Annotated in this window: 13 protein-coding genes; 10 read left to right on the forward strand and 3 right to left on the reverse strand. The window is 41.0% G+C overall.

What is annotated here, in order from left to right; all coding sequences use genetic code 11:
* Positions 1 to 87 precede the first annotated feature (87 nt).
* The 8 genes from P2W73_RS10130 to P2W73_RS10165 all read left to right on the forward strand — a co-directional run bounded on the left by P2W73_RS10130 (position 88) and on the right by P2W73_RS10165 (position 9,405).
* On the forward strand, positions 88 to 558 hold the full coding sequence (locus tag P2W73_RS10130) for a RidA family protein (protein WP_276501912.1): 471 nt from the start codon (positions 88 to 90) through the stop codon (positions 556 to 558).
* Positions 555 to 2,363: a PQQ-dependent sugar dehydrogenase gene (locus P2W73_RS10135; RefSeq protein ID WP_276501913.1), complete on the forward strand. Its 1,809-nt coding sequence runs from the start codon at positions 555 to 557 to the stop codon at positions 2,361 to 2,363. Before P2W73_RS10130 ends, P2W73_RS10135 begins: the two co-directional genes overlap by 4 nt.
* Before the next feature lie 6 nt (positions 2,364 to 2,369).
* Positions 2,370 to 3,074 carry a carbohydrate-binding family 9-like protein gene (locus tag P2W73_RS10140; RefSeq protein ID WP_276501914.1) on the forward strand — a complete coding sequence of 235 codons (705 nt, stop codon included), beginning with the start codon at positions 2,370 to 2,372 and terminating at the stop codon, positions 3,072 to 3,074.
* Positions 3,075 to 3,251: 177 nt separating this feature from the next.
* On the forward strand, positions 3,252 to 4,373 hold the full coding sequence (locus tag P2W73_RS10145; protein ID WP_276501915.1) for a bile acid:sodium symporter family protein: 1,122 nt from the start codon (positions 3,252 to 3,254) through the stop codon (positions 4,371 to 4,373).
* 264 nt (positions 4,374 to 4,637) lie between these two features.
* Positions 4,638 to 6,278 (forward strand): alpha-L-fucosidase, encoded by a 1,641-nt coding sequence (locus tag P2W73_RS10150; RefSeq protein ID WP_276501916.1) that lies wholly within the window; start codon positions 4,638 to 4,640, stop codon positions 6,276 to 6,278.
* A 201-nt stretch (positions 6,279 to 6,479) separates the two neighbouring features.
* Positions 6,480 to 6,950, forward strand: a complete 471-nt coding sequence (locus tag P2W73_RS10155) for a RidA family protein (RefSeq protein ID WP_276501917.1) — start codon at positions 6,480 to 6,482, stop codon at positions 6,948 to 6,950.
* Positions 6,951 to 7,106: 156 nt separating this feature from the next.
* Positions 7,107 to 8,213 (forward strand): D-TA family PLP-dependent enzyme, encoded by a 1,107-nt coding sequence (locus P2W73_RS10160; protein ID WP_276501918.1) that lies wholly within the window; start codon positions 7,107 to 7,109, stop codon positions 8,211 to 8,213.
* A 121-nt stretch (positions 8,214 to 8,334) separates the two neighbouring features.
* The gene (locus P2W73_RS10165) at positions 8,335 to 9,405 is read left to right on the forward strand and encodes a dipeptidase (protein WP_276501919.1); all 1,071 of its coding nucleotides are present in this window, start codon (positions 8,335 to 8,337) and stop codon (positions 9,403 to 9,405) included.
* 4 nt (positions 9,406 to 9,409) lie between these two features.
* On the opposite strand, the gene P2W73_RS10170 is transcribed toward P2W73_RS10165, so the two are convergent.
* Positions 9,410 to 9,727, reverse strand: coding sequence for a BON domain-containing protein (locus P2W73_RS10170; RefSeq protein WP_276501920.1), 318 nt, complete (start codon positions 9,725 to 9,727; stop codon positions 9,410 to 9,412).
* A 145-nt stretch (positions 9,728 to 9,872) separates the two neighbouring features.
* Here P2W73_RS10170 and P2W73_RS10175 point away from each other — a divergent pair, with 145 nt between their 5' ends.
* Together P2W73_RS10175 and P2W73_RS10180 are read left to right on the forward strand one after the other, a co-directional pair.
* A complete protein-coding gene (locus P2W73_RS10175) occupies positions 9,873 to 10,886 on the forward strand; it encodes a metal-dependent hydrolase (RefSeq protein ID WP_276501921.1) in 1,014 nt (337 codons plus the stop codon).
* A 142-nt stretch (positions 10,887 to 11,028) separates the two neighbouring features.
* The gene (locus P2W73_RS10180; RefSeq protein ID WP_276501922.1) at positions 11,029 to 11,463 is read left to right on the forward strand and encodes an Hsp20/alpha crystallin family protein; all 435 of its coding nucleotides are present in this window, start codon (positions 11,029 to 11,031) and stop codon (positions 11,461 to 11,463) included.
* A 46-nt stretch (positions 11,464 to 11,509) separates the two neighbouring features.
* Here the strand turns inward: P2W73_RS10180 and P2W73_RS10185 are convergent, their stop codons facing one another.
* Together P2W73_RS10185 and cobA are read right to left on the reverse strand one after the other, a co-directional pair.
* Positions 11,510 to 12,199, reverse strand: coding sequence for a Crp/Fnr family transcriptional regulator (locus P2W73_RS10185; protein WP_276501923.1), 690 nt, complete (start codon positions 12,197 to 12,199; stop codon positions 11,510 to 11,512).
* Positions 12,200 to 12,254: 55 nt separating this feature from the next.
* Positions 12,255 to 13,031: a uroporphyrinogen-III C-methyltransferase gene (gene cobA, locus P2W73_RS10190; protein WP_276501924.1), complete on the reverse strand. Its 777-nt coding sequence runs from the start codon at positions 13,029 to 13,031 to the stop codon at positions 12,255 to 12,257.
* Between the last annotated feature and the right edge of the window lie 134 nt (positions 13,032 to 13,165).

A 13,165-nucleotide genomic window follows, 5' to 3' on the forward strand; every position in this document is an offset into this window, starting at 1 on the left:
CAATAGACAATAGGCAATAGACAATTTGCAATAAGCAAGTGTTTGCTAATTGCTTATTATTTATTGCCAGGAAATATTTAAAAAAAAATGGAACAGAATAAAATACTTAACAACCTACAGGCATCAGGAATTGAGTTTGACAACCTGCCAAAACCCGGCGGATCTTATGTTGCTGTAAACATCAGGGGTAACATTGCTTATGTCGCTATCCAGTTTCCAATAAAAGATGGTAGGTTCTTTTTTACAGGACGATTTGGAGAAAATGTAACAACAGAAGAAGGTTACCAGGCTGCAAGGCTTGCTGCAATGAATGTTTTAGGACAGATAAATAAGTTTGTTGGTTTTGATAATATCATCGGTCTTAACCATGCTGACATCTATTACCGGGCAAGCGAAGACTGGGACGATGGACCTCGTGTGGCAAACGGTGCATCTGATTTGTTTTTGGAGGTTTTAGGAGACCAGGGAAAACATACCAGGGCGATATTTGGCGTTGATAAATTGCCCAGCAATTTTAGTGTTGCTCTCACCACTTCATTTACAATTAAAGATAAATGAAGACTATGTTCAGCTATTCCTTTCCGGACTTTTTGATATTACGACTTTTTGTAAAAGTAATAGTGATTGTTTTAATAGTCGCAGGCCTTAGCCGGTGTGCCAGCCCTGCAACAAGCTTGCCACCAGGCGACCCCGGTAACGGGGGACTTTTTCTGCCGGGAAATTTTGAAGCGGTTGTAGTTGCAGACAGCATAGGTAGAGCAAGGCATATTACGGTTAATGACAATGGTGATGTATATGTGAAATTATCTTTTAATGACGCCATGCATGGATGGGGAGGAACTGTTGGCCTTCGTGATAACAACAATGATGGTAAAGCTGATGTTATCGCCTATTTTGGTGAGTACAAAGATGAGGGCGGTTTACCGGTTGGTATAATGGTACATGATGGATACCTGTATTTCTCTACGGTAAAAAATGTTTTAAGAAGCAAATTAACTCCCGGACAATTAATTCCTGAAAGCAGAACTGAAGTCATACTCAATGATGATGATGAAAACCTGGGAAGAAAATGGCATACAGCAAAACCTTTTGCATTTGATAATGCAGGTAATATGTATGTTCCTTTTGGGGCGCCAACCGATGCTGCCCAGGACGTCGCTAAAGCAGGGCCGGCCGGTATTCCGGGTGGTAAGGGATTAGACCCTGCTCCCGATCTTGAAAAACATGCCGGCATCTGGAGGTTTGATGCTGATAAAAAAGGCCAAACGCAAAAGGACGGATATAAATATGCTACCGGCATCCGAAGTGTATTGGGTATTGCATGGAATCCTATGGATAATAGTTTGTATGCGGTAATGAATGGAATGGATAATTTTCATACCAGGTATCCAAATATCTATTCGCCCTGGCAGGCGGCTGTGCTTCCTTCAGAACCTTTATTAAAAGTTACCGAACATTCAAACTTTGGATGGCCATATGCTTATTATGACCAGATACAGAAAAAAAATATTTTACAACCAGGCTATGGCGGCGATGGTAAAATAGCCGGCAGGGCCGCTAAGTTTGATTTACCCGTAATGGCTTTCCCGGGGCATTGGGCCCCGATGGATTTATTATTCTACCAGGGAGATCAATTTCCCGAACGATATAAAAAAGGAGCCTTCGTTGCATTTCATGGTTCTACAGATCGTTCACCCTATCCACAAGCAGGGTATATAGTATGTTTTGTTCCGTTTGAGAATGGTGCGCCAACGGATAAATGGGAGGTTTTTGCTGACGGCTTCACCGGCGTAGACACGGTTGTCAACACAAGTGATGCGCTATACAGGCCAATGGGACTTGCTGTGGGGCCTGATGGTTCTTTATATATTTCTGAATCCAATAAAGGAAAAATTTGGCGGGTGATGTATAAGGGAGATAAAAACAAATTTGGTGACGCACAATTGGCTGGAATGGAAAAAAGAAAATCCAGGTCGTATATAAAAACCCCTGATGAAGTAAAAGATAACCTGGGTATAGGAGGCGAAATGAACGGCCTGATATTGTATAATTCTTATTGCACAAGCTGTCATCAGCGGGATGGGAAGGGTGATAACAACCGCTATCCGCCATTAGCAGGTTCCGATTGGGTAGCTGGGAATAAGGAAAGGTTGATTGGTGTTATTCTGAACGGTTTACAGGGAGAAATTAAAGTAAACGGAAAAACCTATAATGGTGTAATGCCTGCACATGGTGGTTTTTTAGATGATCATGCGGTTGCATCAATTTTGACTTATGTGAAAAAGAAATTTGCTAAAGAGAATACTCCAATTACTTCCGCTGAAGTAAGTAAAATAAGAGATGCTTCGAATAATAAAAAATGACATTAGGTGAAAGTTTTCAGTGCTATACTATTTCTTATATCCATCGTTTTTAGCACTGCCCGTTTGAGTGGACAAACTTATTCAGTAAAAAAAATATCTCCGGGTTCCATCAACATAAATGGTAAAGGGAATGCCATTGCCTGGGCCGGTGCGAATGTTCTTTCCAATTTTATTTATCCCTGGGAATGCGCAACTGCACCGGCTACTTCTTTTGCCGCACTGTGGGATGGACAATGGCTCTATTGTTTATATCATGTAAAAGATGATTCGGTTATTACATACGTAAACAAAAATGATAAACTGGAAGCGGGAGCATCCGACCGGGTAGAAATATTTTTAAAAGCCGATGATAATATGTCGCCCTACTATTGTCTTGAACTGGATGCTTCAGGAAGGGTTTTAGATTATTCCGCAGCCTACTATCGGAAAATGAATTATAACTGGCAATGGCCAAAAGGCCAGCTTATTGTAAGGACATCGCCTACGCAGGATGGATATATTGTTGAAACGGCCATCGGCATACAATCATTGAAAGAACTGGGACTGTTGAAAGGCAATCGCCTGCAGGCTGGTTTGTTCAGGGCAGAGTGTAAAGACATAAAGGATGGTAAAGCCGATTTAAGATGGATTAGTTGGATAAAACCACAGTCTGTTGAACCGGATTTTCATATTCCTTCAGCATTTGGGATATTGATGTTGGAATACAGGTGAATGGCGAATAGTGAATCAATGTGGGTTACTTAAGGAAGTTAGAATTGGACATTGAGCATTGAAAATTGAATATTGAACATTTCTTCAGCAGGAATAAATGTTCAATGCTCAACGCTCAATTTTCAATGTTCAATAAAAAGAGCATAATTATTGAAACATTTTTTAACAAACAATACTTTGAACACGACAACCATTTATAAGATTGCTTTGTGCATTGCTGCTGCATGTTTAATGGCATTTGTTATACTAAGTGCCAATGGGAATACTGTATGGTCTGGCCCTTTCCTGATTGCTTTTTTTACGGCATTAGCTGTTGGTTTCGGGGGCTTTGCTTTGCTGAAAGGTTTTGCCTATACCATTATGATCTTTGCCGCAGTTACTACAGCCCTGTATTATCCTGTTTATTTTACGGAATGGAACGGCTTTAAACTTACTGCATTAATTACTCCGCTGATACAGTTGATTATGTTTGGGATGGGGACAGAGATGGGCGTAAAAGATTTTGCCGGCGTAATTAAAATGCCAAAAGCTGTATTAATAGGCCTTTGTGGTCATTTCACATTTATGCCATTGATGGGTTTTATGCTGGCATCATTATTTGATTTTCCACCCGAAGTTGCAGCCGGCGTGGTATTGACAGGGAGCATGCCCTGTGGTATGGCATCAAACGTGATGTCATACCTTGCTAATGCCAATTTAGCTTTATCCATCACTCTTACAGCTGTGGCTACTTTATTATCACCGTTAATCACTCCTTTATGGATGAAGTTTTTAGGCGGCCAGTTCATTGAAGTGAATGCACTGGCCATGATGTGGGATATTATAAAAATGGTTGTGCTCCCTATTAGCGCCGGACTTGTTTTCAATAAATATTTTAAAGGCAAATTAAGATGGCTTGATAAAGCAATGCCGCTTGTTTCCATGTTTGGGATTGCATTCATTATTGTAATTATTATCGCTTCCGGCAGAAACAGCCTTATACTGATCGGGCCTGCATTAATCGTATGTGCATTGATTCATAATACAACGGGCTATTTGTTTGGATACTGGGTGGGACGTCTGTTCCGGCTAAGTGAACGTGATTCCCGAACCATTGCCATTGAAGTAGGCATGCAAAATGGTGGTCTTGCTTCGGGGCTTGCCAAGGCGATGGGGAAAACTGCCACCATAGGTTTAGCGCCTGCCATCTTTGGACCATTAATGAATATTACCGGTTCCATACTGGCATCATACTGGCATCGTCACCCGCCAGACAAGGAAGCATACGAAGACAAGATCAGTTTAAAAGAAGCTGTATAAAAATAATGACAAACTTTTTTTTCGTAAGTAGTCATAGATGTTAAGCACAAGGGGGTATTTCTATACCCTCTTTTTTACAGTTGAAAAAAATTAAGTAACAAATCATTATTGTCCGGTTAAGTTGGGCTAAAGCCCGGTGGTATTGGTTTTTGAATTTATTACCCCGCCATTAATGGCGGGGCTATGAAACCCTCTTCCACAATGGGCTTTAGCCCAATATCGAAAATTTTAGTCGGCAATAATGGTAACAAATAATAAATGATTATGAATGATAAAAGAGTGCTGGCATGTATCACTTTCACGCTGGTTTATTTTTTCTCTTCAGCGCAGGACGTGGTAAATGATGATGAATCCAGCAGCTATAACCTGAATAAACCGGAACGTGAAGAATGGCTGCGCAATACCAACAACGGGATGTTTATTCATTTCAGCGTGGATGCGCCATTAGGCATTGTGATCAGTCATTCATTGGTAGGAGCGTCAGATGATTATGTTCAGCGATATTTTGCTGAATTGCCACAAACGTTCAACCCGAAAAAATTTGATCCCGATGAGATTGCCACACTGGCAAAATTAGCGGGCATGAAGTATATCATGTTTACCACGAAACATCATTCGGGGTTTTGTACGTGGGATACAAAAACCACTGATTTCAATATTACGAATTCAACTTATAAAAAAGACCTGCTGAAAGAAATGGTAGAAGCTACAAGACGTGCGGGGCTGCAGGTGGGTTTTTATTTTTCCCCGGAGGATTTTAGTTTTCTTTATAAACATGATATGCCTATCAGTCGCGATAATGTGGTGATGAATGATGCAGTCAAAAAAGAATTCAATGATTTTACAAAAAAACAATGCGAAGAATTAATGACCAACTATGGTAAAATTGATCTGCTATTCATAGACGGTGAACCCAAAGAAATAGTAAAAGAAACCTGTTGGAAATTGCAGCCGGATATTTTGATAACAAGAGGTGCATTAAAGACACCCGAACAAATGCTTCCCGGAGTAACCATTAATGAGCCCTGGCTTTCCTGTATTACGATGGGTACAGCCTGGCAATATCAGCCAACGAATGACAGATATAAAACAGGAACAAAATTGATTGAATTATTGATTGAGGCAAGAAGCAAAGGCGGTTCGTTGCTGTTAAACATTGGCCCAAAACCCAATGGTGAAATGGCCGGAGAGCAGGAAGATCGTTTGCGGGAAATGGCTGCCTGGTATTTTATTAACAGGGAGGCCGTGGACAGTGTAAGACCGTGGGTGATCACAAATGAAAAGAATACATGGTTCACTTCATCTATTGATAAAAAAACGGTGTATGCCTTTGTAACGGATGCTGCCGCATGGAAAGAAGGAGACAGAAGGCCGTTTACTTTCCATTCCATAAAAGGAAATGCAGCAACTAAAATAAGTGTGCTCGGTCAAAGCAGTCTGATACAGGAATATAAACCCGGCAAGGATGTAAGCTGTAAACTGATGCAAACAGATACAGGGTTGGTTGTTTCAGTAGTGAAGGCACAACGAATCTACGATGATCATCGCTGGCCCAATCCTGTTGTAATCAAAATGGAGAATGTGGAGCCAGCTATCCATCCGCTGCAGGTAGGTACCATTGATGCGAAGCCATCTGCGGCGAATGCTTTATTAACAGGTCAAGTATATAATTATAGGACCAGTACTCCAATGAAAGCTTTCTTCCTGTATCGTCCTTACCATGGCCAAACGGAAGATCTGTATGCAGGCTCTTGGATAAAATCAAAAGCGGTTGCCATTGATGCTAATGGAAATTTCAAAGCAAATCTTACCGGTTTAAAGAGAGGGCAACGGTATGAGTACAAAGCAATTGTTGAATATAGCCATATTGAAATAAACGGAGATGAAAAAGTTTGGACACAATGATGTGTGTTTTATTTTTTTTCAAGCAGCAGGCTATTCATCCCCTCCCGGGAGGGGCCGCAGCGTCTTCGGATAAAGAAATTTCAATTGGGGTGGGTTTAGATAAAAGCAATTGCTTTACAAAATATTTTACCTCCGCTTCAATGCTCTTGTTAAGTTTGCAACTGTTATCTCTTTTTACTATTAAAACATATACCCGCATAAATGGAACACATTAACGCTGATCAGAATTTTGAATCATTAAAGTTGACATTGCCACCAGCACCGCCGCTGGGAGGCATTTATAAACCAGCTTTGATCACCGGCAACTATTTATATTTATCCGGTCATGGTCCCATGCTCGAAGACAAAACTTATATCACCGGCAAAGTAGGGCAGGACATAGACCAGGAAAAAGCGAAGCTTGCCGCATTGCAAACCGCGTTAACTATTCTTGCTACGCTTAAAGCAAGCGTTGGCAGTTTTAATAAAATCAAAAGAGTGATCAAAATCCTTGGCATGGTAAACGCTGTTCCCGATTTTGAAAAGCATCCTTATGTCATTAATGGCTGCAGTGAATTGTTTGCAAAAATATGGGGTGAAGAAAATGGTATTGGTGCAAGAAGTGCCGTAGGCATGGGTTCTTTACCGAATAATATGGCTGTGGAAATAGAGGTGATATTTGAGCTGCATTAGCAAGGTTTAAAATGTTCACCAGGTTCAAAGGGTTTAAGAAGTTTAAAAGGTTTAACAGGGTCAAAAGGTTAAACTCAAAACTTCTTAAACAGTTTAAACTCCTGAAACCTTTTAAACCGGTAAGGCTGTTTTATTTTGATAGTATAATCGTCTGTTATGGAAGAATGGTATAAGATCAAAAATATTCACGAAATAGATTCGCCGGCATTGGTAGTGTATCCCGACCGGGTAAAGGAAAATATTGCTTTGATAAAGGCACTGATCGGGGACATAGACCGGTTGCGTCCGCATGTAAAAACACACAAGTCAGCCGACGTGACTTTATTGATGCTGGAAGCAGGTATCAGCAAATTCAAATGTGCAACCATTGCCGAAGCGGAAATGCTGGCAACAGTCAATGCGCCGGATGTGTTGCTGGCTTACCAACCCGTCGGTCCGAAAATTCAGCGATTCATTGCATTAATAAAGCAATATCCGGCAACCAGGTTTTCGTGTCTTGTCGATAACAAAAATGCCGCTCAGCATATTGCTGCAGGCGCATTTGACGCCGGTATAACTATTCCGGTATTTATTGACCTGAATGTGGGAATGAACCGAACCGGCATTTTGCCGGCGAACGCTGTTAACCTGTACGAATTTTGTTTGCAGTTAAAAGGAATGGAGCCTATTGGATTGCATGCATACGATGGTCATATTGTGGATGAGGATCTTGCCACAAGAACAACAAAAGCTGATGAAGCATTTGCATCGGTTGAAAAAATAAAAAGAGAATTATTGCAAAAGGGATACGAGGAGCCGGTAATTGTCGCCGGTGGGTCACCGACATTTCCTGTTCATGTAAAAAGAGAAAACGTAGAATGCAGTCCCGGCACATTTATTTACTGGGATGCGGGTTATGTAAAAAAATATAAAGAACAACCATTTTTGCCTGCGGCATTAGTTATCAGCCGTATCATTTCACTACCGGATGAAACGATTATATGTACTGATCTTGGACATAAATCCATCGCTGCGGAAAATGTGTTGGCTAACCGGGTACAATTTTTAAATGCACCGGGTCTGGAATTCATTGGCCAAAGTGAAGAACACCTGGTGTTAAGAGCTGAGAAAGGGCACAGGTATAAAATTGGCGATGTGCTTTATGGGATGCCAGTTCATGTGTGTCCCACCTGTGCATTATACGAAATGGCATTTACCGTGGAAGGCGGTGTTGTTACCGGCGAATGGAAGATCGCTGCCCGTGACAGGAAAATCAGTCTATAATTAATTGCTGATACAATAAATAAAACCTCAATCAAAATGCTCAATTGAAGAACGTTGATCTCTCTTGAAGATTAATCATTGATCCCGATAGCGTCGGGAGAGCGTTGAACATTTACCAAATATGTTTACAATAGATGCCCATCTCGATCTCAGCATGAATGCACTGGAATGGAACCGTGATTTAAAACGGCCCGTTGCTGAAATCAATGAAAGAGAAAAAGGATTAACGGACAAACCCGACCGCGGCAAGGCAACCGTATCACTACCCGAATTAAGAAAGGGGAATATTGGTTTGGTTGTAGCTACGCAAATAGGAAGATACGTAGCGGCAGGCAATCCATTGCCGGGCTGGCATTCACCCGAACAGGCCTGGGCACAAACACAGGGGCAACTGGCTTGGTATAAAGCGATGGAAGAAGAAGGAGAGATGATACAAATAAACAATGCCGCTTCTTTGGAAAAGCATATTGCCCTTTGGGCAAATCAAAATTCAAATCACGACAAGCCCATTGGGTATATGTTAAGTTTGGAAGGAGCCGATTCAATTGTTACTATACAGCACCTGGAGAAAGCTTTTCAATATGGATTAAGAGCTGTAGGCCCGGCACATTATGGCCCCGGAAGATATGCAAACGGTACCGATGCCATGGGCAAAATGAATGCAAATGGCCTGGCGTTGTTAAAAAGAATGGAAGAGTTGAATATTATTTTGGATGCAACGCATTTATGTGATGATGCTTTCTGGCAGGCAATGGATCATTTTCATGGACCTGTATGGGCAAGTCATAATAATGTAAGGGCATTGGTGGATCATAACCGCCAGCTCAGTGATGAGCAAATTAAAGAATTGATCAACCGTGGTGCCGTAATCGGTGGAGCGTTGGATGCATGGATGATGGTTCCCAATTGGGTAAGAGGCGAATCAACTCCGCAATCAATGAATTGTAATCTTGAAATCATGATTGATCACCTGGATCATATTTGCCAGTTGGCCGGCAATGCTGATCATATTGGAATTGGTTCCGATTTAGACGGAGCATTTGGCAGGGAGCAATGTCCTTATGATTTGGAAACAATAGCCGATCTGCAAAAGCTGCCGGATCTGTTTACAAAAAGAGGTTATTCTGCAAATGACATTGAAAAAATTATGCACGGTAACTGGTTACGGTTTCTGAGAAATACCTGGAAGTAGAGGTTTAGATTTTACTAGTATCATCATCATCTCCTTTAATAATATCTCCCTGTATGTGTGCAGCTATGTTACTCAGTGCATGTGCCAAACCTACATCGATATGCAAGTGGTTGACTACTTTTTTTACTCCTTCAACGCTTCGGGCCAGTTCTTCGGACCTTTGCTTTTCAACCTCCGTATCAATATGGCCTTTTAAAAGCGCTTCGCCATTTGTAACCTCCACCTGGATCCTGCCGCTATCGATGGTCGGGTCATTGAAGAGAAGCTCAGCTATTTTTTGACGGATGATTTCGTCGGATGCTGGTATTTTATTTTCTTCCATAAAAAAACATTGAAAAGCCTGGTAATATCATCTCTTCAAAGTTACATTTTTTTAGTGCCAGCCCGGTTGGTATCTTTCTTGATTGATAGGGAAGAGGTTGAAAAAATCAGGAAATTTATAACTACTCAACAATCAATCCTTTTATTTGGATACGTTAACGCATATTGTCCTGGGATCCTGTATCGGGGAAGTGGTAGCCGGAAAAGTATTAGGCAAAAAAGCCCTGTTGTTGGGTGCCATCGGCCAATCCATTCCTGATGTTGATTTTATTCCTCAAATGTGGTTAGGCACTTCGGATGATTTGCTGGCGCATCGGGGTTTCACTCACTCCATCTTGTTTGGGGTCATCATGACCTTAGTATTATCGGTTGTCTCATGGAAAATATTTCCTAACCGGCCTATATCCCGGGTGCGATGGTTATTTCTTTTTAGTATCAATATATTTTCCCATGTATTTATTGATACTTTCAATGCTTACGGTACAGGTTGGTTCGAGCCATTTAGTCACAATCGTTTTTCTTTTCATGTATTGTATGTAGCCGATCCTTTTTTTTCTGTCGGTGCTTTCTTAGGGTTCGTTTTTTTATTGATAGCGGCATTAACACACAAAAGAAGAAAATGGGCGGCATGGTTAGGAATAAGTTTAGCCGCAGTATACCTGGTGTATGCTTTGGTCAATAAATTATCCGTGGATGAAAAATTAAGAAAGGACCTTGCTGACAAAAATATTCCCGTTGAAAGAGGTAGCTATATTTTAACTCCGTCGCCTTTTAATACCTGGCTTTGGTATACAGTGATAAAAGACAAAAATGGTTTTTGGGTGGGATATCGTTCGGTCTTTGATCATGGGCCGACCTCCCTGACTTATTTTCCAAAGAACGATTCTTTATTGATTAACGTAAACGATAAAGATGAAGTGGAAGACCTGTTGCGCTTTGCCGGCGATTTTTATACGGTTGAAAATAGTCACGATACACTGGTGTTTAATGTTCTTCGCTTTGGCCAGGTGGTTGGTTGGTACGACCCCCACGAAAAATTTACTTTTCATTACTTTCTTGACAAGCCGGGGGCAAATCATTTGATCGTTCAGCGGGGAAGGTTTGAAGGGTGGAACAGGAGGACTTTCCGTTCATTTATTAATCGCATTAAGGGCAATTGAATTCGTTTTTAATGGGGCAAGTATTCCACAATGAGTACAAGCTCTTATAAAACAACCTGATTTCAAAACGGATAGCCGATGCTTTCTATGGTATCAAGTTTGTGGCTCATTTTTATATTTCTAACCATTAAAAAGGAAACTTATGGCAAACCAAATCAAAAGCAACAGGGCGATGACTCCATGGAGAGAGTTTTTTAATGTCGATAATTTTTTTGACAACAACTGGTTGTCAAAATGGGAGAGGGATTTTCCGGCAGTAAATATTTCAGAAAGTGAAACAGCCTATTCTGTTGAAGTGGTGGCGCCTGGTTTTAAGAAGGAGGATTTTAAATTAAAAGTGGACGATGATATTCTTACGATCAGTGCTGAAGCAAAATCAGAAAAGACTGAAACCGGAGACAGGAAAGAATATACCCGTCGAGAGTATAGCTACAGTTCTTTTACACGCAGTTTCCACCTGCCTGATAATGTAAAAGATGATAGCATAGCAGCAACTTATAAAGACGGTATATTAAACCTGGAGTTACCGAAATCAAAAGCCCAGGTCAAAGCGACAAAAGAAATTGCAGTGAGTTAAAGATGGATGGGGTTATAAGAACCCCATCCTTTTTATTTTTTATGGTTTATTCCTGTCTTGTATAGTTTATCAACGCTTCTTCATTAAGAATAAAAATATTTTTTCCAATCACCTTTAGGCTATTTTCTTCGGCAAGTTCATTCATCACCCGGAAAAGTGTTTCGTATGTGGTGCCGGTGTAGGAGGCAAGGTCCTGGCGGCTCAGGATGATATCAATACTACCTTCTGGAGTGACGCCAAATTTTTGTTGCAGGTAAAGAAGGGCATTTGCAATTCTTCCTTTTACCGGCATATGCGCCAGGTTGCGCATTCTTTTCTCCGATTCCTTTAATTCCGCAGCAAAAAACATCATTAGGTGGTATAGATAGCCGGGATTTACTTTCAATGTACTGTCAAAAAAATCAAGATCGATGTAACATACATCGGTCGGCGCCAACGCAGTGCCTGAAACAGGATAGATCGTATCAGCTCCCAATCCCCTGTGGCCGACAATATCACCACTCCTGGCAATGCGCAAGATCAGCTCTTTATCGTCGTTCCACTTTTTGTGCACTTTTACAAGACCGTGATTTACAAAAAACATCCCGGTCATCGCTTCTCCCTCTTTAAAAAGCAATTCGCCTTTTTTAAAATGGAAGCTTTTTCGATTAGCATCGATAGCGGGCAGCCAGTCCTTTACACATTGCCTGCATAATACACAACTATGCAGATCACAGCTTTTTTTATTTTGCTTCATAGCCGTTTTTAAAATTAATGCCGGGCAATATTAGTCTGAAAGGAGCATATTAAAATTATCTCCTGGAAAATTGTGAATGATCGATTTGCTGGTGCAGTTCTTTTTTCAGCAGGGATGGGTGGAGTTGTACCACTTCGCCTACTACGATGATGGCCGGGTTGGTAATGCAGGCAAATTCGGCTTTGAATACTATATCTTTTACAGTACCGGTTATCCACTTTTCATCTTTGGTCGTTCCGTTTTGAATGATAGCGACCGGCGTGTTGGCTTTATTATGTCCTTTAAATATGTCCATAATAGCTTCGAGCTTGCTCATAGCCATCAAAATAATTACCGTTGCCGTGGATTGTGCAGCCAGCCTGATATCATTGGAAATGTCGCCTGATCTTGTAGTACCGGTAGTTACCCAAAAGCTTTCGGCCATGCCCCTGTTAGTGAGAGGTATCATTTGCATGGCAGGCACCGCTAATGCGCTGGATATTCCGGGAATAACCTCAACGTGAATACCTGCCTGCCTGGCAACTTCAATTTCTTCCTGGGCTCTCCCAAAGACAAAAGGGTCTCCGCCTTTTAGCCTCACTATACGATCATGGGAACGGGCATACTCAAGAATTAGCATATTTATTTCATCCTGGGAAAGTGCATGGCAGCCAAATCTCTTCCCAACAAACTTTTTAATGGCATCCGGGCGGGCATAATCCAGCAAAACCTCATTAGCCAACGCATCATATAATATTACATCGGCCTGTTTTATACAACGGATGGCCTTCATTGTAATCAGCTCCGGATCTCCGGGACCGGCTCCTACGAGGGACAATGTGGAAGTAGTCATATATATATTTAATAGTATTTTAAAAATTATTTTGAAGAATGGACTAAAATTAAATAAAAAGTCCTAATTTTATTACATGAGTAATATTTTAATGTGATTTATTTAGTTGTTTTCAGGAAATACATTATATATAT

This window comes from Terrimonas pollutisoli, from assembly GCF_029360765.1.
Classification (GTDB): Bacteria; Bacteroidota; Bacteroidia; order Chitinophagales; family Chitinophagaceae; genus Terrimonas_B; species Terrimonas_B pollutisoli.